Raw genomic sequence first — 25,738 nt, forward strand, 5'->3', positions numbered from 1 at the left:
GTTAAAAATTTAAATTAAAACCTAACGTTATTACTCTTGATGGAATATACCTGTTTTGAGTAGTTCCGTTAAATGTTTGCGTAGGATCCAATCCTTGACGCTTAGTAAACAACAATAAATTTTCGCCATTTACATATACCGTTGCATTATCAATAGCTAATTTGGATATTAAGTCAGAAGGTAATTTATAAGATAAATTAATCTGCCTTAATGCTAAATAATCCGACCCTACCAGCCATCTGTCTGAAGCTGCTGAAGATTGCGTATTTCTGTTAATATCTAATCTAGGAACATCTGTTATGTCTCCTGGGTTTTGCCATCTATTAAGAATATCTGTACTTAAAGCAGAACCATAATTATTACCCGAATGCATTAAAGCTGCATAATTAGAATCATACATTTTACCTCCTATTTGGTAAGAGAACATGACATCTAATTGAATTCCCTGATATTTGAATGTATTACCAAAGCTTCCAAATAAATCTGGTATTGCTGATCCTGCATAATGGAAGAGCGCTTTATTTTGATTTGTAGTTACATTTACGCCATTTACAACTCTTCCTGTAGGGTCATTCTCCACCATTAGATTAGGATCTGCAACATATAAAGCATATCCATCAGCCGGATCTACTCCATACCAATCTCTTAACCAATAATCATAAATTGAACTACCCACAGTAAGTTTCTTAGTTCCATCAATAATTTCTTTTTGTGGTAACTTTGTGATTTTATTACTAATAGTTGATGCGTTTATATTTAAACTCCATGAGAAATCTTTTGTTTTAAGAATTACACCTTCTAGGGCAATCTCAAAACCTTTATTTACCATAGATCCTATATTTTCTACTCTATAATCCAAACCAGAAGATAATGCATTTGGAACTTCAAAAATAAGTCCATCAGTATTTCTATTATAATACTCAATACTTCCTTTAAGTCTATTCTTAAATAACCCAAACTCTACCGCTACATCTTTTTGAGTATTAACCTCCCATTTTAAATCTGGAGCTGCCGAAGCATACGTTATTACTCCTCCTTCGCTACCGTTATCATATCCTAAACTATAAGTAGATTGACCTATATAATAATTTAGTCCATTTAAGACTGTACCATCTTCATCTCTATCTGAAGCAATATGAGAATCATTACCTACCTGTCCTATTGAAGCTCTTAATTTTAAATCATTAACCCAAGAAACATCACTAAGAAAGTTTTCTTTAGAAGCTATCCAAGCACCACTAAAAGACCAAAAATTTCCCCACTGATTGTCCTTCGCAAATTTTGAAGATGAATCTCTACGTAACGATCCCGAAAGAATATATTTATCCATATAGTCATAGCCAACTCTCGAAAAATAAGATTCAGTTGAATAATTTCTTGTTTTACTCTCTAAGGTCGTAGTTGTAGCATAATTGATAAATTCAATATTATCCGGAGAAACCTGACCTGTCTTCACTCCTGTAGTCCAATTTCTTTCATAATCAAAACTCTCATGACCTAACAATGCAGTTATAGAATGACTCCCTATTTTTTTAGAATAATTTAATAATTGATTATAAGTAATACCTGTAAATATTCTATCCTCTTTTGCCATTAATCCAGTTGGAGATCCATCACCTATAAGGGTATTATATGAATATGTTCTATTAGAATAAGTCTTATCGATAGAAGCGTTAGTTGTGAATTTGAAATCTTTTAAGAAACTTATTTCAAAAAAAGTTCTTCCCGAAAGAGCCAGCCCTTTTTTAACATCTGTATTATTTAATGTTTCATATACCACATTTCGTCCATTAGATGCTCCCGAGCCTCGAAGAGTAGAATATACTTTATCACCATTATCATCTAAAACATAATCACCATTTGCTGTATGATCAAAAACAGGATAAATTGGCCCCATATATCTTATTGTTCTAAAAGGGTTGTTGAAAGAGTTTGTGTTAGCTACTCCGTCAGTCCCTAATTTAGAATTGGTTAAGGTTCCAGATAAATTTAGTCCCGTTTTAAACCAGTCATTTAAACTCGTATTTAAATTCAAACGTCCTGTTGTTCTTTCAAAACCTGAATTTCGTACATATCCCTCTTCATTCAGATGTCCTAAGGATGCAAAATAATTTGATTTTTCTGATTTTCCTTGATAAGAAAAATCAACATTTCTACGAACTCCTGCTCTTTCTAATTGTTTTTCCCAATCTAAATCTTGAGGATATAACAATTGTGCATTTGGATTTAATTTTCCATCAGTTCCAACAATACTTGCATTTGGAACATTAAATGGATTTGTTACCAATACTACAGGAACTCTAGCCGAAGCGTACGTATTTGCTGCATCAATTTGTGCCTGATTATTCATAGGGCGGCTATTTCTTATTGCCTCCCATTCTAAAGGATAATAATCATATGCATCTACTCTTTTATAATCCTTTATCGACCTAGAGGTCATTCCCTGGCTTACATTTAATGAAAATTTATCCTTATTTGATTTTCCTGTTTTAGTAGTAATTATAATTACTCCATTTGCTGCTTTTGATCCATAAAGTGATGTTGAAGAAGCATCTTTTAAAACTGTCAAACTCTCAATATCATTAGAATTTATATTACTAATATCACCCGCAAAAGGAACTCCATCTACAATATATAATGGTGTATTTGAGCCATTAACAGAACTAAAACCTCTTATTCTTATTTCTGGTGCTGATCCTGGTTGACCTGCTGAACTCTGCACTTGAACTCCAGAAGTACTACCCTCCAAAACTCCTAATGCATTGGTTAAAGGTCTATTTTCTAGTTGTTCTGATCTAATTTGGGTTGCTGATCCTGTATATGAAGATTTTTTTGCCTTACCATAAGCTACAACAACAACTTCATCTAATGCTTTTCCTGCTTCTTCCATCTTAGTGTTAATCACCGAAGAAGTTCCAACTGTTACATTCTTATCTTGTAATCCCATATAAGAGTATACTAACACATCTCCTGTTTTTGCCTTGATCGAATATTTGCCATCAAAATCTGTCTGGACACCATTTTTTGTCCCCTTAATCATAACGTTCACACCAGGAATTGGACCTGTCGCATCTGAAACAATTCCAGAGACAACCTTCTCTTGTGCAAAAGAAAACTGCATGGTTAATGCTGTTAATAATGTTAAAATCCATCTAAATTTCACCTTCATCTTAAATTGTTTTTGGTTAATAATTCGTCAAAAATGATAAATTTTTCTTACAATAACAATTTTAACATTTTGTAAATTATTATTTTTCTTACTTAAAATTGTTAACAAAAAAGAAAAAAGATACAAAAATAACAAGACTTTGATTTTTTAATCAATTATTGTGATAAATAACAGATCTTTAATAAGTGATATTAACAATAAAAAAATGTTAAATTTTAACACTTTCAGTTAAAAAATACTAGAGGATTAATTTGGTATCATGCTATAAGTTTCGGTTGTTGTTTTAACCTATTTCTAATAAATTTTATAACCTTTGTGATTCTAAAAAAAGAACATGCTACAACTCAATTATTCTGGACACGATTTAGAAACTGGAACTGACGAAGCAGGTCGTGGCTGTCTAGCAGGACCAGTAACAGCAGCAGCTGTAATTTTGCCTCTAAGTTTTGAGAATAAAACACTGAATGATAGTAAACAATTATCTGAAAAAGCCAGAGAAAAACTAAAACCAATAATTGAAGAACAAGCTATTTCGTTTGCTATTACTCATTTGCATCCAGATGAAATTGATGAGATAAATATCCTTAATGCTTCGATGAAAGGAATGCAGGAATGCATCCTGAAACTAAATCAGGTTCCTGAGTTTATTATTGTGGATGGCAACAGAATGCTAAATGCTAAATTGGGATTGAAAAATACAGTTGGGAAACAATTTTCAGAAAAGGAAATTGAGTTATTAAAATCTATTCCTAATCAAAGTATTATAAAAGGTGATGCTAAATTTATGAGTATTGCCGCAGCCTCTGTACTTGCCAAAACCTATCGAGACGAGTATATGGATAAGATTCATGAAGAGTTTCCGATGTACAATTGGAAAAAAAATAAAGGGTATCCTACTAAAGAACATCGTGAAGCAATTAAGAAATATGGCCCTACCAAATATCATAGAATGTCTTTTAGACTATTACCTATTCAATTGGAGTTATTTTCTGATGAAATATAAAGATTGTATAAACTAAAAAAAGGTAGCAATATCCATCAAAAAAGGCAAGTTCAGCACATAAAAATACAAAACTAACAATCTATTTGTTAAGCAATTACACTTAAGAAACAATATACTTTTGAGTTGATATTTTTGTCAAAATCTCTTCTCTTTATTATCTTTGATTTTCAAAAACCGAACTATATGAAAATCAAAACCTTAACATTAGCCGTAATTGCTTGCATAGCCTTTGCATGCAATTCCAATAAAAAGGAGAATAATGTAACAGATAACACTGATTCTCTAGTATCAACCCCAACTACTCAGGAGCCTCCTGCAGCTACAACTTCGGCAAAAAAATTCGATATTAATTCGATCCCTGTTTCAAACAAACCTCTTGGTGCTTTTCCTTATTTTAATCTTCCCGAAAACTATGAAGGTACACCCAAGAACAATATCACAGATTATGATGTTGCTTATTTCTGGGCAAAAGACCATTTTGAAAAACCTGAAGGGAAAATTTTCTATGCGAGAATTAAGGCAAAAGAAGGTAAGTCATACAGCGACCTTGAAGTAGCAAGAAATCTAGAAGAGATAATTAAAAGTGTTGATGGTGTAAAAATATCTGAAATGAAAGTGCCCGCAGACTCATCTGACGTTATACCAAATAATAATCGTATAAAGTACCTAAATGGTTATGGCTTTATAGCAAATGCAATTACAACAACATACCTTATTCGCCGTCCTGATAGAAACATTTGGGTACAACTGACTCCTGGTGATGATGCAGTATCTGCTGGATGGATGATACTAGAAACAAAACCCTTCAAAGTAACAGCATCTCTTATTAAAGCAGACGAGATAAAGAAGGAATTAGATACTAAAGGTCATATTGCTCTATATATCAATTTTGATACTGATAAAGCAACTATAAAAACGGAATCATTACCTATTATAGACGAAATTCAGAAATTATTAACCAACAATGCCAGCCTCAAAATTAGTATAGAAGGTCATACTGATAATACTGGTGTTGCTGCACGCAACAAAAAACTTTCGGAAGATAGAGCCAATGCAATAAAAACTGCATTAACTGCCAAAGGAATAAATGCTGCTAGATTACAAACTAAAGGCTGGGGTGCCGATAAACCGGTAGCCGATAATACGAGCGAAGATGGCAAAGCAAAAAATAGAAGAGTAGAAATTGTAAAAATATAATATCACTGACTTTGCATCATTTTATATAAAACGGAGATTTTTACAGTCTCCGTTTTTAGTTTACAAATCTTTGCTCTTCTATAGAATTATAGCTTTAATTTGTATTTTCGTTTTATAAATACTGCAACAAAAAATATAATTATGGCTAAGCGAGCAAATAAATATAAGCTAACTCTAGAACAAGTTTCTTTAATGAATGAAGAAACAATTTTATCTGAACCTTTATCGCTAGAATTTGAAAATCATGATGAAATTTTTCAAATTATCGAAAAAATTAAAGAGAAACAATTATTTGAAGAGGAGAATCAATCGACCGAATTTGCCATTGGTCTAAAATTGTTTAGCGAGGTAATGCTCAAGAACAGAAAACATCCTCTTTTTGAAGAATTTTTTCCTGCATTTGGAGAATTCATGAAAAAACTAAAAAGCCAATAACAAACTAGAAACCTAGATTATAGCCTCAAATAAAACTAAAATGTCTAAACGAAAATATACTGCTACAAAAAAGAAGAAAATTGAGCCTTTTGGAATGAAAAAAGAGTTTTATAAACGTCTACTTTATATTGGACTTTGTATAATTCCGCTTGTTTTATTTGGAGATGAAAAGGGATCTCTTAGATTAGTTCCTCTCCCATTTTTTTTAATCGGAATGTACAATTTACTCTTAATCATTAGTCTTTCGCAATTAATAATTGACGACTTCTTTCCGCCTAAAGTACTCTTCGAAAAAGTTGCCAAACCATTTGACAAGTTTATATATTATTTCTCTTTTGCTTTATTTTTCATAAGTTTAGTTTTTCTAATTTTCGAAATAAGAAAAATCGACAATACTATAAACGGTACGCAACTATTTTGGAGAGCGGGTTTCGTAGGAATTGCTTTGGCCATTTTAGTTACAATAATTTTAAAAATCACAAACCCTTCCGTGTATTTTGAAAGCAAAAGAAGATATGTAGTACACTTTGGAATATTTGTTGGACTATTTTTACTTACATCAGCCACAGCTAATTTTATAAATCACTTTTATGCAAAGACCGATGAGTTTTGTAAGAACTATACCATTTTAGAAAAAGGAACTAGCGGATCACGCAGCAAAGCACACTTTATTCGTATCATCACAGAAAATAATATCGAAGAACGCTTTTCTATACAAAAAGCATTGTATAACGAATTAACAGAAGGTAGCGAAATTGAAATATGCATGATAAAAGGAAAACTGGGATATGAGTATGCCACAAAATTCAATAAACTTAAAAACTAATCCCTATCTATCGCTTAAGAATGTAAACCAATAAATTACATAAAATCAATATATTTATTTCTTAATAAAAGCTAACTTTAAAAGGTTAGCTTTTTTTATGTCTATTTTTAAAATGAACTTTTAAACAAAGTTAAATTGGACTTTTAAACAAAGTGCCACTATTTATTTTGATGCAATTTTGTACCATCAATTAGATACTCATAGAAAATCTAAACAAAAGTGTTGCAACCACAAATAGTTTAATTGAATTTGGTTCCGTAAATAAATCAATAATAAAATAAATCGAATGAAGCGATTTCTAAAAATTATAAAAAGAATTATGATAATAACAATAAGCATTTTAGTCCTTTTAACCTTGGTTACTTTTTTATATATGATGCATCCAAAATTTGGTAAAGCACCAGAAGGTAATCGTTTAGAATTAATACAAAAATCTAGCAACTATAGCGATGGTAAATTTCAAAATACACACGACACACCCAATCTAACAAATGGATACAGTTTTGGAGGTATTCTTTATGACCAATTATTTGGGAAACATCCAAGAAGAGAACCAGTTGACTCTATTCCATCTATAAAAACCGATTTGCATAATCTTTCTCCTGATGCCGATGTATTGGTTTGGTTTGGGCATTCGTCTTATTTCATGCAAATAGATGGAAAACGATTTCTAGTCGATCCTGTATTTAGCGGAAATGCCTCGCCGTTGCCTGGAACTGTAACTGCATTTAAAGGAACAAATAACTACACTGCAGATGATATGCCTATAATAGATTATTTATTCATTAGCCACGATCATTATGACCATCTAGATTATGAAACTATAGTTGCTTTAAGATCTAAAGTAAAAAAAGTTGTTTGTGGTCTTGGTGTTGGAGCACATTTTGAACGCTGGGGATATCCTACAGATAAAATAATTGAGAAAGATTGGAACGAAACAATCGCTCTTGAAGATGGTTTTAAAGTACATACAACTCCTGCCAGACATTTTTCGGGAAGAGGTTTCTCTAAAAATAATACCTTATGGTTATCCTATGTTTTACAAACACCAAACATCAAAATATACATTGGTGGCGATAGCGGTTACGATACTCATTTTGCTGAAATTGGAAAACAATTTGGTCCTATAGATTTTGCAATTCTAGAAAACGGACAATATAATCTGGCTTGGGAAGCCATCCATATGCTACCTGAACAAGTACTTAAAGCGGCACAAGAATTAAAAGCTAAGAGATTATTTCCTGTGCATTCTTCAAAATTTAAACTGGCAATGCACTCTTGGGATGATCCCTTAGAGAAATTATCAACACTTAGCAAAGAAGCTCATTTACCATTAGTAACACCTATGATTGGCGAAATTGTAAATTTAAACGATAGCACACAAGTTTTTAAAGAATGGTGGAAAGGTGTAAATTAGCACGAACTTAATCTGAAGTAAGATGAAAATTACCGAAATAAAATCATGTCATATTGGTCCTGAAATTTCGCCAGAACAATTTATTCCAGAGCACATTTTTTTATATCTAGCTGTGGGAGAAATTGAAGGTTACGACGGACATGAAATGCACACTATAAAATCGGGAGATTATTGTATTGTCAGAAAAAATCATCTGGCTAAATACAATAAGCAAAAAGATAATGGGCAATTTGAAAAAGTTGTAATCATTTTTGATGAAGATTTTCTAACCGAATTCAAAAAGAATCACGCTATTGCGAATGTAAAGTCAAACGCTAAGAATGCATTTATTATTCTTAAAAAAGATGATTTAATTCCCAATTTTATACGTTCGTTAATGCCTTATTACAACGAAGGTGGAGTTATAGACGAAACGTTCTCTAAAGTAAAAAGACAAGAGCTTTTATTGATATTATTACAAACTAATCCTGAAATATCAAGCATATTATTTGATCAGAGCATTCCCGAAAAACTAGATTTAGAAGCATTTGTATATCGAAATTATAAGTTTAATGTAAGTCTGGAAAGATTGGCTTTTTTAACTGGCAGAAGTTTATCTTCTTTTAAAAGAGATTTTAAAAAGATATTTAATGACACACCTAATCGCTGGCTGATGCAGAAACGATTGCAAGAAGCACATTTTCAAATTGAAAGAGAAAGAAAAAAACCAACTGATATTTATCTTGATTTGGGCTTCGAAAATATTTCGCATTTTTCATTTGCCTTCAAAAAACAATTTGGATACAACCCAACAAGTTTGATAAAAGGAAATTTATAATTCCTAAAAAAAAGGAAGCATAAGATAAATCTTTTGCTTCCTTTTCTTATTTGAAACTCTATCCACTAAAACTGAAATTTATAACCAAAATCGGGTGCAAAACCTATCTGATCTTTCTGATTTACACTATTCGTTAATCGATTATACTCTTTGGTAAAAACATTAGTATTGTTAGTCACATTCTGGAAATCGATATAAAACTGATGGGATTGTTTTTTGTTTTTACTATTAAATTTCATTCCAAATTTTATATCCAAACGTAAGTACGGATCGTATTGTTTGCTAAATGCATTGGCATTATCTCTTATTTCATATCCGGCATTCTTAGAAGCTTCTAAATCAACGGGGGTATAATAGCGTCCTCCTGCTGTTGTAAATTTAGTATCTATTGAGAAAACATTTTTCTTAGCCTCCCCTATTTTAAACTCTTTTCCTGCCAGCATATTAACTATATACCTATTATTAAAAGGCGTATTTCGTTCTATTCCATCGCTTCCCTCATATTTACTATTAAAAAACGAAGACGTAAATAAAGCATAATAGCCATCGCTAAAAGATTTCTCTACCGTAAATTCAATACCTTCATTATAACCCGTTCCCTTACTTACCAATCCTGTTTTATCTATCGAATATCCAAAATCGGCTCCTTCTGTTAATGACGAATAACTACTCGGTGTACGCTCAACAGCCGCTCTAGTTATAGCTTGATAATAAACCTCAACCTTTCCTCTCCATCTTGGAGCAAGCTTTACATCATAACCTAATACATAATGCTGACTTTGTACTAAATCTAAATTTTTATTGGTTTGAACCAAAGTGCCATCTATATTTTCATTCAAGAAAAGAATAGGAACTGCCACACTTTGATGATGAATTCCGAAACCAAAACTAACCGTATTTTTAGGATTAAAAGCATAAGACATCGCTGCTCTGGGTTCTGCCACAAATTCTTTATTTAAAGAAAAATATTGCCCATGTATTCCTGCGTTAAAAGTTAATTTCTCGGTTAACCTAAACTGTCCCTGAGCATATGGTTGCACAATATTATAAGTTCCGTTGTTATTAATCAAATTCACAAAATCCGGATAACCATCATTGTCATTATCTACTTGTCTTTCTCTGGAAGACATATTGGCTTCGAGCCAATAATACTCGTACAACAAACCTGTTCTAATGGTGACTTTATTATTAATTTTAGAATTGAATAATGTCGAAAAAGTAACCCTACTCTCAGAATTATCAATATCTGTAAATGTTAATTTATTTTCTTCGGGAGTATCGTAATCAAAATATCTATCATTTTCATAGGAATTTTTAGCCGTTGAGGTTCCTATTACTGTTTTTAGATAGGAGTTTTTACCAATGTTTAATGTATGCTTTAATCCTACTGTACCAAATCCAGATGTTACATAACCATCTTCATCCTGTGCTGCAAATGGATCATCTTTATCTATTTTCTTTCCTAAAAAATCAATTTTAGACGTTCCATAAATTCCGAATAAAGAGAAATTACCCCATTTACTTTTTCCAAAATCAACATTAAAACTAAGATCGCTATATTCTGGTTGTGCATCTGTCCCTGCTAAACCTGTAAGCCCAATAAAACCATATCTTGCAGCTGCTACAAATGAACCTCCTTTTTTACCCAGCGGCCCTTCGGCCATAGCCTCAACACCAGGATAAGCACCTACACTTATCATATATTCATATTCGTCTGGATTTCCTTTTCTAAAACTTAAATCAAAAACACCACTTATAGCATTTCCATATTCGGCTGGAAAGGCAGAAGTCAAAAAATCAGAATTAGCCAAAAGATTTGGATTCAAAGCCGAAACTGGTCCTCCTGTAGTTCCCAAAGTCGAGAAATGATTCGGACTCGGAGACGGAATTCCCTCAATACGCCATAACATTCCTGTAGGCGAATTTCCTCTAACTACAATATCATTCCTGCTATCATCGGCTGTAGAAACTCCTGCAAAATTAGAAACTAATCGTGCCACATCACTTCTTCCGCCAGCGTACCGGTTTACCTCCTCTACACTAAATTGTTTAACCGAAACTATCGCCATTTTATTTATAGCCTTGGCTTTGTTTGCACTCGGTGAAGCTATAACAACCTCATCAAGGCTATTAAATTTTTCTATAAGAGAAACTGTAATTATATTGTCTTTTCCTGTTGTAACATCAATATCCAGAACCGAGCTATTTTCATATCCTACAAAACTTATGCTCACACTTTGTCTGCCAATAGGAATATGTGGTAATTTAAAATTACCATCTTCGCCAGAAACATCTTGAGTATTTGTTCCTATTAATGTAATTGTAGCGCCCGAAATGGGTTTCTCCGATTGCTTATCGATTATCTTTCCTTTAATCGTACCTGTCTGAGAATGTGAAGTTATCCCCCAGAAACTTAAAATAAATAAAATTATTTTTTTCATGATTACTTTGCTTTTACTAATTATAAAAACAAAAGTAGTTTGAGAAAAATTCTAAAAAATTGACTTAAGTTAAGATTTACCCGATAGACTAACTCGAGTTCTTATTCGGCTTAAGCTCTCTGGTTTAACACCCAAATAAGTTGCAATATATTTTAACGAAACACGCTCCATAACTTTAGGGCAATATTTTATAAACTGAAGGTATCGTTCCTCATGCGATAAAAGCGTCATTGCCTTATTTCGCCCTGTAAGCCCTTTTATACTTCGCTCCATCATTTGGCGTAAGAAAAGATTAAAAATAGGACGTTCCTCTGCTAGTTTATCAAAATCTTGCTTGTAAACAAGATATAGTACACAATCTTCCAGCGCTTCGATATTTTGTTGCGAAGGATTTCCATATAAAAAGCTATCGAAATCAGTATACCAGTCATTCTCAAAGAAAAAATTACCTGTTGATTCTACACCATCCAATAAATAGTAATATCGTAAACAACCTTGTGCTATAAAAACTCCATAATTACAAACATCTCCTTCAACCAGAAGATGTTCGTTTTTTTTAATTACTCTTAATTTAAGTATCTTCTTAAAGGCGACACTATCTTCTTCATTAGTATCTAAAAATTGAGATAGATTAGTGATTATGCAATTCATAATTAATAAAGGTTAAATTATTACGTAGCAATAATAGCTAAATCCTATAACTAAAAACCATCTCAAAAAATTGTTTCTAATCTATAGATTTTCAATAAATTAAAACAAACAACTATTTAATAATCAAGTCTTAGGAAAAATATTAATTCAGGCTATTTATTTTCTTAAAAGCAAATTTTGGAGCAATTCTAGCAAGTAGATAAAGCATTTTTACTTTTGCGATTCTAATCTCATCTTTTTTTAAAGTAATACCATTTATCATTTCTGTAACAGCTTTTTCTGGAGATATTGCAATTTTAGGAGCATTACCATTATGCCAGGGTGTATTTACAACCGGAAAAAACACTTCGATAATCTGAATAGGTTCGTTTTTAAGCTGATATCTTAAAACTTGAGTAAAGGAATGCAATGCCGATTTTGTGGCATTATAAAAAGTATACATTCCTCTGGGTGCATAAACTAATCCTGTAGTAATATTTATAATTTTAGAATTAGAATTTTTGATTAATAATAGGATAGAACAATTTTATTAAACGGACTGGCGCTGTGAAATTTGTTGCAATTTCATCCTTCATTTTTTCCAGAATCAAATCATCCCCAATAAAAGCTGTTCTGTTTACAATTGCAGCATTATTAATTAAAACATTTACCTCAGGATGATTACCATTTATCCATCTTACAAACTCATCACATTCTTTTTCGTTTGCAATATCACAGGGATAAACGATTAAATCTGGTACTGTTTTTTGTGCTTCTTTTAGCTTATCCAAAGATCGCGAACAGGTAATCACTTTATTTCCGCTTTTAATAAACTGCCTGCACATTTCTAATCCTATACCAGAACTACCTCCTGTTATAACGATAGTACTATTTAAGATTACCATAACTTTTAGTTTTAAAATTAAGGTTCAAAAATAGCCCAGCAGTTATTATATTCCATTGATCTATGTTAAGCCCTTGTATCTTCTCTTAATCCTACTTAACGATTCGGGTTGGATCCCTAAATAAGAAGCTATAATTTGCTGTGATACTCGGCTTTCCAAATTAGGAAATTCAGTTACAAATATTTCATACCGTTTTTCTGCATCAAGGAGTAATAACTCTCGTTCTCTTTTTTCTTTTACAGAAAAGGCTTTCTCAATTATTGTAAGCAAAAATCCATTCCAAAATGGGTTACTTTCTTTCACCTTAAGCCAACATTCATAATCAATTTCAAAAATTTCTGCATCTTCCAAGGCTTCAATAAAAAAATAGGATGGTGTATTATAAATCATTGCCGAATAGGAGCTTAAAAAATTATTTTCGTCAATAATCCCTTTTGTAAACTCATTTCCATTTTCATGAATATAAACGTATCGAAACAATCCCTTAATAACAATAGCAAATTTTCGAGGTATCTCTCCCTCATTTATAAAATATTCTCCTTTCTGAATTACCTTATATCTAGAAATATTCGATATCTCTTCTTGCTCTTTTTCGGGAAGCGCTAAACGATTTAATATTGCTTTTTTATCTCTGTTTTCCATGCAAGAATTTACTAAAAGATGTGTTGTTTCGTTATAAAAATAAACATTTTAAAATTACTTCGATTAAATCAAATGCATCAGTTTAATTTTTATCAAAGCTGAGAAGATTTAAAAATAAAATGCTGAAGAAAAAACAATTATACATTTGATTTTCCTTCAGCATTTTTGATACTATTTAATATTTTCAGAAACTTATTTAAACAAATTCAGCTTCGAATAATTCTGTCATATGTTTTAAGATTTTAGCTTTTACTTCAGTTTCATCTACTCTATCTACACCAAGTTCTACCTGAAGTGAAGTAACTGCTTTACCACGAATCCCACACGGAATAATATTATCAAAATAACCTAAATCGGCATTTACATTTAAGGCAAATCCATGCATCGTTACCCAGCGAGAAGCACGTACTCCAAGTGCACAAATTTTGCGTGCAAACGGTGTTCCTACACCTAACCAAACACCAGTTTCGCCTTCACTTCGACCACATTCTAATCCGTATTCTTTAAGAGTAAGAATGATAGATTCTTCGAGGAAACGTAAGTATTTATGAATATCGGTAAAGAAATTTTCCAGATCCAGAATAGGATACCCTACAATTTGTCCCGGACCATGATACGTAATATCACCACCGCGATTTATTTTATAAAAAGTAGCTCCTTTGGCTTCTAGTTGTTTTTCGGATAAAAGTAAATTACTTAAATCACCACTTTTACCCAAAGTATATACATGCGGATGCTCTACAAAAATGAAATAATTAGGAGTTGGCAAATCAAGTTCTTCCCTCCTATTTTTAATTTTTAAGTCGACAATATCCTTAAAAAGTTCTTCCTGATATTCCCAAGTCGATTTATAATCTTTTTGACCTAAATCTTGAAGTTGGATTTTTTTGTTCATTGTATTATTTTTCAAACTCTACCTCAAGTCCCATTTTAGTTGGATTTTCCATATAATCTGTAAATGGGTATTGTATCGTTATTGTTTTTCTGTCTTCGCTAAACATAGCATCTGCATTAGAAACTTTCTTTACTTTTTTAGGAAAACGGTATTTTATAATATAAGTCGAAGAAGCAAAAATCATTTTATACATTCCTAATGAATCTTCTGCTGGTTTATTAGTTTCTTTTGAATTTAAAGCAACCTTACGATTAAACTTTTTTCCGTCGTAGCTAAAACTTACTGTACTGTTATTACTGAAGTCTCCATTAAAAGGCATTTTATTATCCGAAGCTTTATTCTTTTCGATATTCTGAAGTGTACTCATGGTTTTCATCATATCCTGTAATTCACTTACACTTTTAAAATCAGTTTTTAAATCAAGTAAAAGTTGTTTCTGCTCTACATTCATCTTCATATGAACTACAAAATTTTCAAGCTTTTCTAATTCTTTTTTCGCTTCGGGTGAAAGTTTTGCAATACTATCTTTCTTGTTCTTGAACATTTCTTTGAATGCAAAAGTAGAATCTATACTTTTTGTTGCATCACCAACCTCATTTCCTAATTGCTGCCCTGCCATTGCCATAAGTGCAGAACCATCCATATCTAACGAAAATTTACCAGATCCGTTATCTGCAATATCAATATTTTCGGTAAAAGTACAACTTGTTAATGTCGCTATTAAAAGGGAAAGACTAAGGAATTTGATTAATTTCATGTGTAGATTATATTTTTCCCCAAAGATACAAAGACTAATTTAAAAAAAGGTACTGAGGTACTAACGTTCAAAGATACAAAGGTTATCTCTGAGGATGTTTATTTTAGCACATAGAATCATCATCTATAAAGTCGAAAAAAGACGTTTCACTCAAGATCTTATCACACAAACGTTGTCCTCCGTAATCGAAGGATTTTACGGATGTAGTTAATCGGGCTTCGACTCCGCTCAGCCACACATGTGTACAAATGTTACAGTTACAGTTTGTCCTCCTGAGCGGAGTCGAAGGATTACGCCTTATCAAACCAATTACTTGCAGAGACGGCGCATATTATACACACAACAAGCCTATGTCCCTTTGAACCTCTGCCCCTTTGAACCTTTACTCCTAACAGAAGAGAATTGAAATACAATAAATTGCTGCTACAAAAAATCTAAAAACTGCATTCTAAAATCTACATTCTTTTCTTTATCTTTGCACTCTTATAAAAAAAGCGCAAAATGGCATTATCAGAACAAGAAATCATCCGAAGAGAGAAACTTCAAAACTTACGCAACTTAGAAATCAATCCTTATCCAGCGAATCTTTTTCCTGTAAATCATACTTCTAAGCAAATTAAGAAGTCATTTGAAGAAGGTAAGAAGGTTATTGTTGCGGGACGTTTGATGAGTGTTCGTGATCAAGGAAAAGCTTGTTTTGCTGAATTGCAAGATAGCGAAGGACGTATTCAATTATACGTAAATCGTGATGTTTTGTGTGAGGGTGATGATAAAACTTTATATAATACCGTATTTAAAAAATTAACTGATTTAGGTGACTTTATTGGTATCGAAGGTGAATTGTTTACTACAAAAGTTGGTGCGCAATGTGTACGTGTAGATGGATTTACTTTCTTAAGTAAAACATTACGTCCGTTACCTTTACCTAAAGTTGACGAAGACGGAAATGTACACGATGCATTTAATGATGCTGAATTACGTTACAGAATGCGTTATGTAGATTTAACAGTAAATCAACAAGTTAAAGAAACCTTTATTAAGCGTACAAAATTGTTTAGCGCTATGCGTAACTATTTTAATGATGCAGGTTATCTTGAAGTTGAAACTCCTATTTTACAATCAATTGCAGGTGGTGCTTCGGCAAGACCATTTATCACACATCATAATTCGTTAGACATTCCGCTTTACATGCGTATTGCGAATGAATTGTATTTAAAAAGATTAATTGTTGGTGGTTTTGAAGGTGTTTATGAATTCTCGAAAAACTTTAGAAATGAAGGTATGGACAGAACACATAATCCTGAATTTACCGCTATGGAAATATATGTAGCCTACAAAGACTACAACTGGATGATGGAATTTGCTGAAGGTTTACTTGAGCATTGTGCAATTGCCGTAAACGGAACTAGCGAAGTTACTTTTGGCGAACACCAAATTAACTTTAAAGCGCCTTACGCTCGTGTTACTATGACAGATTCTATCAAACATTTTACAGGTTTTGATATTTCTGGAAAAACAGAAGAAGAGTTGTTTGATGCTGCAAGAGGAATGGGCATTGAAGTAGATAAAACAATGGGGAAAGGAAAACTGATTGATGAAATTTTCGGAGCAAAATGCGAAGGAAATTACATTCAGCCAACTTTCATCACGGATTATCCTAAAGAAATGTCTCCTTTATGTAAAGAGCACCGTGATAATCCTGAACTTACGGAGCGTTTTGAGTTAATGGTTTGTGGTAAAGAAATAGCAAATGCTTATTCTGAATTAAATGACCCAATTGACCAACGTGAGCGTTTTGAAGATCAAATGCGTTTGTCTGAAAAAGGTGACGATGAAGCTAATGGTATTATCGACGAAGATTTCTTAAGAGCGCTGGAATATGGTATGCCTCCAACATCTGGAATGGGTATCGGAATGGACCGTTTGATCATGTACTTAACAAACAATGCATCTATACAAGAAGTATTATTGTTCCCACAAATGCGTCCTGAGAAAAAACAAACTATAGAATTATCTGATGAAGAAAAATTTATCTTGGATTTATTGAAAGGAAATGAAAATAAAATGGATCTTCAGCAATTAAAAATTACTGCTAATTTAAGTGGTAAAAAATGGGATGCGTCTATGAAAAACTTATCTAAACACGGTTTGACAAAAGTTGCTGTTGAAGGTGAATTCAAATTCGTAGAATTGGTTGAATAAATCCAACTAAATCATATATAATAATAAAAAGAGCTTCATTAGAAGCTCTTTTTTTATATCTCTGTATTTCCTTTAAAAAGAAATTTTCTCTAGCTTTTTATTAGCTATATCTAATATCGCTGGAGATTGTGCAGGAACATCGCCTTTCCATTTTTCCTGAACAGAAGGATTAGAAGGGTACTTACCGTTTTTCATTTTTACATTATAAAAAATACCTTTACTACTTACTATAAGATCTTGGTATTTTTCGGTAGGATTTGTTCCAACAAAAATAGGAAAATCTGTTACTGTAAATTTATTCAATAAACTTCCGTCGTTGTTCAAAATAAACCCAGAACAACCACCTGTACCACAGAAATAAGGATTAGAGAAACCAACAAAATACTCGTCTTTTTTATCGTTATTTAAATCGAAAGCATCGTAATAAAAAAAGCGATTCTCTTTTGGTATTGCAGCCAAATCATTTTTCAATAACACAGTCGTTAACTGTTTACGAATCATATCGACAACCTTAGGATCTGCCATAGCTGCTTTATTATCTATTGCTGTTGAGTCGTTATTATTTTCTGCTTTTACTGTAGTATCAATCGCAGTAGAGTCTACACTCTTTGCGGCATCTGTAGTAGTTTCTTTTTTCTGGCAAGAGTATAAACTAACTATTGCTAAACCTATTAAAATTGTCTTTTTCATGATTTTCTTATTTTTTTTATAACCGTTAAATTTACAAAAAAATTAAATAATTACGTTTGTTTTTAGGACCAACGCTAAATGTTGTGGAGAAACATAAAAAAATACTCATTAATCATTTTTCACCGCAGAGAATGCAAAGATTTTTCGCAGAGTTCACTAAGGTCTAAGTTGTGTTTACACAATTTAAGTACACAAAGCTTTGTGAACTTTGTGTTTTTTTACTAAACTTAGCATATTTAAAAACTTAGCGTTCTCCGTGGTAATTTTTTTTCTCCACAGGTTTTCGTATTGATTCTGTTTTTAAGAGTTTCCTAAAGTCCATTCATTGACAATAAAAGTACTTTAAACCAATAAAGCCGATTTATTTTCGAGATCTTTTCTTATCAGTAATTCTTTTATATTATTATAGGTTACAAGCGCAATTTGAGTTAATGCCTCACTCGTAAAAAAAGCCTGATGTGCCGTTACCAATACATTCGGAAAACTCATTAATCGCTGTATTGCATCGTCTTTTATAATATCCTCAGATAAATCCCTAAAAAACAATTTCTCTTCCTGCTCATACACATCAATACCCAAATATCCTACTTTACCATCCTTAAGCGCTTCGATAACACTTGCTGTTTCTATTAATGCACCACGACTGGTATTAATAATCATAACATTGCTTTTCATTTGCGTAAGCGAATCTTTGTTTATGATATGCTTCGTTTTTTCGTTTAATGGGCAATGCAACGAGATAATATCACTTTCTTTAAATACAGTATCTAAATCGGTAAATACAACACCTTCTTTTTCCATTTCGGGATTACTTACAATATCATAAGCAAGGATTCTGCAACCAAAACCTTTACTTATTTTAGCAAAAGCTTTCCCTATATTCCCCGTTCCTATTATACCAATTGTTTTACCATGCAAATCAAACCCTAATAGCCCATTTAGCGAGAAATTTTGCTCACGCACTCTATTGTAGGCTTTATGTGTTTTACGATTAAGTGTAAGAATCATTGCCATAGCATGCTCGGCAACAGCCTCGGGAGAATAAGCAGGAACACGACATACATGAATTCCGTATTTCTTTGCTGCTTCTAGATTTACATTATTAAAACCTGCACAACGCAAAGCAATAATCTTCACGCCCTTGTCTGCCAATTGTTTTATCACAGCTTCATCGACAATATCGTTTACAAAAACACAAATAATATTCGAACCCTGAATTAAATTTACGGTGTGTTTATTAAGCTGCGTTTCAAAAAATTCTAAGTCAAAACCAAACTCACAATTATGTTTATTAAAGAAAGTTTTATCATAAGGCTGAGCCGAGAAAAACGTTATTTTATTCATGCCTGCTACTCTATCTAAATCCATATATTCTTTCTTTAAAATTAGAATTGTTTACCCCATTAAAATTAAACAAATAATCGCAAAGTAAATTTCCATGCAAAAAAAAAGAGCTTCAATTGAAGCTCTTTTTTGTTATATTTTCTTAATCACAATATGTTTCGATTTTAGTTTTTTATCGGTTGCATATTTCAGTAATTGTTTACCAGCTTCTACATTACGATCAGATGATAAAACGTTAGCACCATTGGCTACAAGTTTGTAATACAAATCATCACCTTTGGCAGCAGCACTTTTATCAAGATTCCCCATAGTTCCTAGAATACATGAAATTTTTCGGCTGTGTAAGTACTCATATACTTCTGGTTTTGGCTCTGATGTACCTACAAAAGCAATCATTTTGTTAGCTTTTACACCTAATTTCTCCATACGTTCTACATCTTCTTTTCCTCTTGCCGAAACCGAAATCATTAAATCTGGTGCAAGTTTAGCAGCCTCAGCAGCTTGTGTTGCAGTATAAGTAATAATTACCGAATAAGCCTCGGCTTTATTTCTTCTTACAGCATCGATAATCATTTGCATCGGAACACCTTTCTTAATATCCAGGTTATAAATCACTTTGCCTTTACCCCATTGTAGGATTTGATCTAAAGTTTCAATTTTATATGGAGTTACTTTTCCTTCGGTATCTTTTAAGAAAAGCTGTTGTAATTCTTTATATGTATATCCTTCTATCACACCCGTTCCAGTTGTAGTTCTGTCTAGCGTATTATCGTGCATCATTACAAGAACTGAATCCTTGCTCAAAGCAATATCAGTTTCTACAATCGTAGGATTATATTTTATTGCATTGGCAAACGTTGGCGTACAGTTTTCTGGAAAACCAACTGTTGGTCCACCTCTATGTGCACTTACCAACGGAATTGTTTTCTTAGAATAATTTAAAAACTGTTGTAATTCTTTAGAAGTTTTAAACTTTAATAAATATTCATTTTCTTGAGCAAAACCAAAACTAAAAATGAAAGAAATTAAAACCGCAAACCACAAACTTTTATTCTGAAACATATTATTTTTATTAAAATTGGACTGTAAAATTAAGCATTTCCAATTATGTTAGACGTTATTAAAAGTGAAATTCATATAAACTTCAACTGCATTTTCCTTTATTATTTACCCCACAAACAAAATACTTTTATCCGATTATTTCAATTCTAAATTCCTACCCACATAATAACCTGTCATCATGTCTATTACATCCTCAAGAATATCAACTTCAATATCTCTCCACTCTTTTATCAAAAAAGCATCAAACTCATGAAACTCCTTTAAGATTGTATCTTTACCAATTCCCTCTTCATTCAAATCGATTGCAAGTTGTCTTAATGACTCCACTGGTAACTCATTTAAAAAAGTTTCCTCTATTCTATCCCTAATAATTGATTCCATATATTCCGTTCTTTTAATTCACAAATAAAAATGTTGCTTATAAATCTCTAAATTTTAAATGATCAGAACTAAACAGCAATCCAATACCACTATAAGGATCCCTTTTTAAATCATAAAAATTAGTTACCCCTTCCAAATCTTTATACAAATCGTCAATTATTGCACTGACCTGAAAACCATCTATTGTATGCTTTATAATTGTATCAGCAAGACAAGTCAGTTCTTTTGTCGAGTTAGTTACGCCTATGTTATTCCCTGTTTCCCAATCCCAAATAATCCAATCCCAATTGTTCTTTTTATGCACACAATCCATCCATAAATAAGACAGATTATTAATTTTTATCTTCCCCAATTCCTTTTCTTTCCAGTGTTCAATGCTTTCTATTATAGCTTGAATTACAGTATCGGTTTCACCATAAATAAAATCAGGATTCGAGACCTGAATAATCTTTATAGCATCTTTTATCTTAGTTTCAATCTTTTTTAATTCCTTCTCATTTGGCTTTCTTAAAAAAGCAAACTCAATATCCTGACGTTCAAAAATAACTCCTTTAGACTTTTCGAGCATTTCTGGCGGAATACATTTTGTATTAGAATATTCATCAAGAAATTCATCCTTTGGGTTAAAAGAGAAATTTTCATCTTCATAAAAACCAGCACAATATCGTTGCTCGATTTCTTTTATAAGTTTATAACTCTCATAATTAATATCCTCTTTGGCTTCATCCTCATTTGTAAACTTGCAAAAATAATCTGGCTGAAGAAACCAATACAAACACAAAGCAGTCCCTTTATCACAATGTTTTTGCTTAATAATCCAATCAAAAGGTTCTACTCCGTCATCATAATTCCAATTCTGTACAAACTGATGCAACTCCGCAGCAGTTAATTTCTCATAAGACATCTCGCCATTTACAGCTTTAAGAACCCGATTTTTACTTTTCTTATTAAACTCCATTTTTTCTCTTAATAATAGCTTTTTAATTATTTCAATCTCATCACAAATTTAAAAACCTACGCTTACAAAAACAGCAAAACAACACATAAAAAAACTTCTATAACAACAAGTCATTAAACTCATTGTTATAGAAGTCTTTAAATTATTAAAAGCCTTTTATTTGCTATCGACTTTCTTAACCGTTAAAGCAGAAACATCATATCCTAGATTACGCAATACCTCTAATCCATCAAGAGGTTCCAACTTGTTTTTACCTGTCCATCCTTTTTGTAAGCCAAATAAAATACATTCTCTAACATATTTAGGCCTATTCAGGTTTACAACTTCCTTCTCGTCAGTTAACGGTTTAATAAGAGGAAAACCGAAATTTAAAGGAAGCCCAATTATTGGATCATCCCATGTTAGGAAATCGACTAATAATGGTGTTAGCTTATAATCCTTCAAAAATATTTTTATGGTCAATGTTCCTTCCTGTGCAGGTAAATCAACCTTTCCGGTCATTGTATAGAGATAAACGTTATCCTCGACAGTTATTTTTCTTAATTTCATTTGTGTAAATTAAAGAGTAGTAAAACTAAACATCTATTTCTTTAAATCTATTAAAATTTCATTTAACACATAGAAACATAGATTCTACATGCAAAAAAGAATACCAAAAAGAAATACATTTCTTTCACATAGTCAGCTCTGTGCTTTATAAATAAGTGAAACGCCTTTATTTAAGAGTACAAATTCTATGTTTCTATGTGTTTAAAATAAATTCACCATAACCATCACGCATAAAAAAACTATCCTAAATCCCGTTACAAACTATAATTCAGGTTTACGCTCCAGCGGTAATTAGCCTCCATTGCGCCATTCGATAAATTCTGATTTATAGGAAGCATTCCATTTACACCAACCGAAAATTTATCTTTCCCAACCTCGATACCAAATTTCCCAAACAAGATATCTCCTGCCGTATTTGGTAAGTCAAGACCATGTTGCTTATTTGTAGCATAAACTTCACCCGCAAAACCAAGCTGAGGAACTACTTGTACCGATGGTAAATCAAACAAATAAAAGAACGTTCCCGAGTAATTAAATTGATTTCCGTATTGGTATTTCTGTTCATTTTCGGTTTTTATAACATAATTAAGCATGGTGTTTAAACCCAAATTCTTTCTCTTAATTACATATTCCGAAACCAATAAATAATCCCAACTTCCGGTACCTAACTGAAAACTCTTGTTTACACTCCCCACATTATTAGCTTCATTAAACTTTCCTGTTGGCATTTTTACACCACCACCTATGTCTATTTTATGCGTAAAAAAAGTGCTGTCCTTTTGCGTTTCAAACACCGTATAAAGCGCCATTACCGAAATATCTCCCAATCCCGAAATACTCTCTGTTCCAGTAGTTAATTCGCGACTATGAAAATGATATGGAACCAATGCCGAAATCTGAATTCTCTTAGTAACCGGAATACGCGCCCAAGCCTGAACCGTATTAAAATTCTCATCGATCCAAGGAGAATTAGCAAAAATACCATCTCGGCTCGTATAACTTTGGTGGAAATAACGCAAACCAACAAAATTTGTGTTCAACATCGAGCTAAAACCCATGCTACCACCACTCGCCGAACAACCGCAAGCATCGCAATCAAAGTCTTCCATCATTGCCAAACGCTGAAATGTAAAGCTCGAAATACTATCTTTTACCGATGTTGCAAAAGTTAGATTGCAAACTAAAATTAAACTTAAAACTATTATTTTTCTCATTGTATTTTATTTTTTCAGGAGCAATTCCCGCTTTCCGTTGCAAGCTTTTCTTAAAATCCCATTTTTCTATACGTTTACAAAGTTTCCGCTGGTCACTTTGTAAACCCAAGAAAAAATAAGGTCTTTTCTCAAAAAGGCTTTACACTACAATCGGGGCTAAAACTCCTATTTTCATTATATTATTTATTGCTATCCTAAAACTCCGAAAGCTTCCTATCAGTCAAGAATTGATTATCCGTTAATGTTTTCAGGAAAGCGATAATTTGTTTCTTATCCATTTCCGAAAGTTCGATTCCTAATTTTCCATTTTGTTTCAGGATAGGATCCAATGTTGCCGAAGCTTCAATTCCGCTGGCATAATGATTAAGAACCGCTTCAAGCGTTCCAAAACGTCCGTCGTGCATATAAGGAGCCGAAACTTCAACATTTCGCAAACTCTGCACTTTAAACTTATAGTAATCGCTTGCCAGTTGAGTCACTTTATAGCGTCCCACATCGTTTACTTTAGGATTTACTGCAAGACCATTATTACGGAACGAATCGTCGGTCATTAAATCGGTGGCGTGACACGAAGCACATTTAGAATTAAACAAAGCATACCCCGCTAATTCGTCGGCAGTAAGAGTTCCTCCAGATTCATTACGGCGGTATTTATCAAAACGAGAATTAGATGATGTTGCCATTACCATAAATTGCGAAAGTGCTTTAAGCATATTCTCAGTAGTAATTGCGCCATCGGCAAATGCTTGCCCAAAAAGAGTTCGGTACGTTTTATCGCCACGCATCATTTCTAGAATAGCATTTAAATCGCCATTCATTTCGATATCGCTCGTAAGCGGAATTATAGGTTGTAAATCCAGATGATTGGTAACGCCATCGTACATAAAAGTAGTTTGATAAGCTAAGTTCTGGATTGGCGGCGCATTTCTTGTTCCTAAAGCATCACCAACCCCATGACTTACAGTATGCCCGTGATGTGTAAATGCGTTTTCCTGAATATGGCAAAACCCACAGGAAACAATTCCATCAGAGGCTAAACGCCCATCATAGAATAGTTTTTTACCTAATTCAAATCCTTTTTCTGTTGGTGGGTTTACGGCAATATTATAAACTAGAGCCGGAAAATTAGATGGCACCTTAAAGTCTAAAGGCACATTTATATATTCATCATCCTGATCACTACAACTACATAATAACGGAATCATAACCCAAAGAAAATATTTTATTCTCATGGTTTCTAAATTTTAAAAGAAGCACAAAAGCTCGATTCTAGCCCCGGTTGCCGCGGCATCCTTTTTTATTTTTCTTTAAAATAAAAAAGATATAGCAGAAAACGGGACAAGAGTTCCTTATGAAAAACAACCTTTGTGCTCCTAAAAATGAAATTAATCGTTGTGTACGTGATCTACTCTAAACATTGTTGCAACATTGGCAGTAATTAAAGGCAAAGCAGCTCCGCCCATAATCATAGCGCCTGTTCCGCCCATGTTATAATCTGAAAGTTTGATTTTGTTAGGTCCGTCAAGAATTTTAGACAAATCGGTAATGATGTGTACATCTGGCGAAATGTTTGTTCTTACCAAGGCTTTGGTTGGGAAATCCAGCGTTACTTCGGTATAGTTATAATCTGTTCCTGTTTGTCCTGTATGAATCATAAAAGGAAGAGCAGTTGTAACCGTTTCGGAAGTAAAATTACCTTCGAAAGCAAGGAATTTATATCCTGCAGTCCAGTTCCATAACATTTTGGCAGCTTGAGCTTGTGCCAGGAAATCTCCTTGTCCTGATGCCCCTAATTGCCATTGTTCTTTATCTACTCCTATTCCGAATTTTACTTTTACGTAATCTCCCGCAGGAACGTCTGATAAGATAAATTTATAACCTGCTGCACTTGCTTCGTCAGCAATAAAATAGCTTTTTGCTTTTGGGTATGTAAATGTAGTTCCGTCAGTTTTTGTTAAAACAATATTACTTACGATGTATTTAACCGTTGTAATTTTTAAAACTTCCTTATTTGTTGTTGTGTTTGGTTGTGTTTCCAGAATTAAATCATTTGATCCAAAAGAGTTGTCAAATTTTAACCCCATTTTTCCAGTTCCAGAAACTGAGTCATTATTATCATCACTTGAACACGCTGAAATAGTAGCAGTTATAGCCAAAATAGCTACTGCTTTGTATAATATTTTTTTCATTTTTGAGTTGTATAT

The 25,738-nt window shown here is 32.7% G+C and carries 24 protein-coding genes; 7 read left to right on the forward strand and 17 right to left on the reverse strand.

From position 1 onward, the window contains the following. Position 1 precedes the first annotated feature (1 nt). On the reverse strand, positions 2 to 3,169 hold the full coding sequence (locus IW20_RS04080) for a SusC/RagA family TonB-linked outer membrane protein (RefSeq protein ID WP_035619219.1): 3,168 nt from the start codon (positions 3,167 to 3,169) through the stop codon (positions 2 to 4). Between the two features lie 334 nt (positions 3,170 to 3,503). Here IW20_RS04080 and IW20_RS04085 point away from each other — a divergent pair, with 334 nt between their 5' ends. From IW20_RS04085 to IW20_RS04110, 6 genes are all read left to right on the forward strand, one after another. Further along, on the forward strand, positions 3,504 to 4,172 hold the full coding sequence (locus tag IW20_RS04085) for a ribonuclease HII (protein WP_035619221.1): 669 nt from the start codon (positions 3,504 to 3,506) through the stop codon (positions 4,170 to 4,172). A 183-nt stretch (positions 4,173 to 4,355) separates the two neighbouring features. After that, positions 4,356 to 5,369 (forward strand): OmpA family protein, encoded by a 1,014-nt coding sequence (locus IW20_RS04090; protein WP_035619224.1) that lies wholly within the window; start codon positions 4,356 to 4,358, stop codon positions 5,367 to 5,369. A gap of 141 nt (positions 5,370 to 5,510) precedes the next feature. Continuing rightward, complete coding sequence (locus tag IW20_RS04095; RefSeq protein ID WP_035619366.1) at positions 5,511 to 5,804, forward strand: DUF3861 domain-containing protein; 294 nt, start codon at positions 5,511 to 5,513, stop codon at positions 5,802 to 5,804. 40 nt (positions 5,805 to 5,844) lie between these two features. Beyond that, the gene (locus IW20_RS04100; protein WP_035619227.1) at positions 5,845 to 6,630 is read left to right on the forward strand and encodes a hypothetical protein; all 786 of its coding nucleotides are present in this window, start codon (positions 5,845 to 5,847) and stop codon (positions 6,628 to 6,630) included. Positions 6,631 to 6,949: 319 nt separating this feature from the next. Continuing rightward, a complete protein-coding gene (locus tag IW20_RS04105; protein WP_205625899.1) occupies positions 6,950 to 8,047 on the forward strand; it encodes an MBL fold metallo-hydrolase in 1,098 nt (365 codons plus the stop codon). 22 nt (positions 8,048 to 8,069) lie between these two features. Next, positions 8,070 to 8,864: a helix-turn-helix domain-containing protein gene (locus tag IW20_RS04110; RefSeq protein ID WP_035619232.1), complete on the forward strand. Its 795-nt coding sequence runs from the start codon at positions 8,070 to 8,072 to the stop codon at positions 8,862 to 8,864. A gap of 65 nt (positions 8,865 to 8,929) precedes the next feature. Here the strand turns inward: IW20_RS04110 and IW20_RS04115 are convergent, their stop codons facing one another. From IW20_RS04115 to IW20_RS04140, 7 genes are all read right to left on the reverse strand, one after another. Then, entirely contained in the window at positions 8,930 to 11,305 is a 2,376-nt protein-coding gene (locus tag IW20_RS04115) for a TonB-dependent receptor (RefSeq protein WP_035619237.1), read from the reverse strand. A 69-nt stretch (positions 11,306 to 11,374) separates the two neighbouring features. Beyond that, on the reverse strand, positions 11,375 to 11,956 hold the full coding sequence (locus IW20_RS04120; protein ID WP_051885540.1) for a Crp/Fnr family transcriptional regulator: 582 nt from the start codon (positions 11,954 to 11,956) through the stop codon (positions 11,375 to 11,377). Positions 11,957 to 12,098: 142 nt separating this feature from the next. Next, a complete protein-coding gene (locus tag IW20_RS26845; RefSeq protein WP_316930591.1) occupies positions 12,099 to 12,473 on the reverse strand; it encodes an SDR family NAD(P)-dependent oxidoreductase in 375 nt (124 codons plus the stop codon). Then, complete coding sequence (locus IW20_RS26850; protein WP_262488103.1) at positions 12,448 to 12,840, reverse strand: SDR family NAD(P)-dependent oxidoreductase; 393 nt, start codon at positions 12,838 to 12,840, stop codon at positions 12,448 to 12,450. Before IW20_RS26850 ends, IW20_RS26845 begins: the two co-directional genes overlap by 26 nt. A gap of 60 nt (positions 12,841 to 12,900) precedes the next feature. Beyond that, positions 12,901 to 13,482, reverse strand: a complete 582-nt coding sequence (locus IW20_RS04130; protein WP_035619242.1) for a Crp/Fnr family transcriptional regulator — start codon at positions 13,480 to 13,482, stop codon at positions 12,901 to 12,903. 196 nt (positions 13,483 to 13,678) lie between these two features. Next, positions 13,679 to 14,377, reverse strand: a complete 699-nt coding sequence (gene lipB / locus IW20_RS04135) for a lipoyl(octanoyl) transferase LipB (RefSeq protein WP_035619244.1) — start codon at positions 14,375 to 14,377, stop codon at positions 13,679 to 13,681. 4 nt (positions 14,378 to 14,381) lie between these two features. Next, a complete protein-coding gene (locus IW20_RS04140) occupies positions 14,382 to 15,134 on the reverse strand; it encodes a hypothetical protein (RefSeq protein WP_035619247.1) in 753 nt (250 codons plus the stop codon). Between the two features lie 501 nt (positions 15,135 to 15,635). Between IW20_RS04140 and lysS the strand changes: the two genes are divergently transcribed. Further along, positions 15,636 to 17,336 carry a lysine--tRNA ligase gene (gene lysS, locus IW20_RS04145; RefSeq protein WP_035619250.1) on the forward strand — a complete coding sequence of 567 codons (1,701 nt, stop codon included), beginning with the start codon at positions 15,636 to 15,638 and terminating at the stop codon, positions 17,334 to 17,336. Positions 17,337 to 17,408: 72 nt separating this feature from the next. Here the strand turns inward: lysS and IW20_RS04150 are convergent, their stop codons facing one another. From IW20_RS04150 to IW20_RS04190, 9 genes are all read right to left on the reverse strand, one after another. Next, a complete protein-coding gene (locus IW20_RS04150) occupies positions 17,409 to 18,026 on the reverse strand; it encodes a hypothetical protein (RefSeq protein ID WP_035619253.1) in 618 nt (205 codons plus the stop codon). Positions 18,027 to 18,368: 342 nt separating this feature from the next. Next, positions 18,369 to 19,394: a 2-hydroxyacid dehydrogenase gene (locus IW20_RS04155; protein WP_240478450.1), complete on the reverse strand. Its 1,026-nt coding sequence runs from the start codon at positions 19,392 to 19,394 to the stop codon at positions 18,369 to 18,371. A gap of 108 nt (positions 19,395 to 19,502) precedes the next feature. Further along, complete coding sequence (locus IW20_RS04160) at positions 19,503 to 20,432, reverse strand: glycerophosphodiester phosphodiesterase family protein (RefSeq protein ID WP_035619256.1); 930 nt, start codon at positions 20,430 to 20,432, stop codon at positions 19,503 to 19,505. Positions 20,433 to 20,567: 135 nt separating this feature from the next. Beyond that, positions 20,568 to 20,813 (reverse strand): hypothetical protein, encoded by a 246-nt coding sequence (locus IW20_RS04165; RefSeq protein WP_035619259.1) that lies wholly within the window; start codon positions 20,811 to 20,813, stop codon positions 20,568 to 20,570. 37 nt (positions 20,814 to 20,850) lie between these two features. Continuing rightward, positions 20,851 to 21,771 carry a DUF4274 domain-containing protein gene (locus IW20_RS04170; RefSeq protein WP_035619262.1) on the reverse strand — a complete coding sequence of 307 codons (921 nt, stop codon included), beginning with the start codon at positions 21,769 to 21,771 and terminating at the stop codon, positions 20,851 to 20,853. Between the two features lie 156 nt (positions 21,772 to 21,927). Beyond that, entirely contained in the window at positions 21,928 to 22,320 is a 393-nt protein-coding gene (locus IW20_RS04175; RefSeq protein ID WP_035619265.1) for a hypothetical protein, read from the reverse strand. 254 nt (positions 22,321 to 22,574) lie between these two features. Continuing rightward, positions 22,575 to 23,534, reverse strand: coding sequence for a transporter family protein (locus IW20_RS04180; RefSeq protein WP_035619267.1), 960 nt, complete (start codon positions 23,532 to 23,534; stop codon positions 22,575 to 22,577). A gap of 194 nt (positions 23,535 to 23,728) precedes the next feature. Beyond that, positions 23,729 to 24,766: a cytochrome-c peroxidase gene (locus IW20_RS04185; protein WP_035619269.1), complete on the reverse strand. Its 1,038-nt coding sequence runs from the start codon at positions 24,764 to 24,766 to the stop codon at positions 23,729 to 23,731. A 153-nt stretch (positions 24,767 to 24,919) separates the two neighbouring features. Beyond that, on the reverse strand, positions 24,920 to 25,723 hold the full coding sequence (locus IW20_RS04190; protein ID WP_035619271.1) for an MbnP family protein: 804 nt from the start codon (positions 25,721 to 25,723) through the stop codon (positions 24,920 to 24,922). Positions 25,724 to 25,738: the final 15 nt, after the last annotated feature.

This window comes from Flavobacterium hydatis, from assembly GCF_000737695.1.
GTDB classification, from domain to species: Bacteria; Bacteroidota; Bacteroidia; order Flavobacteriales; family Flavobacteriaceae; genus Flavobacterium; species Flavobacterium hydatis.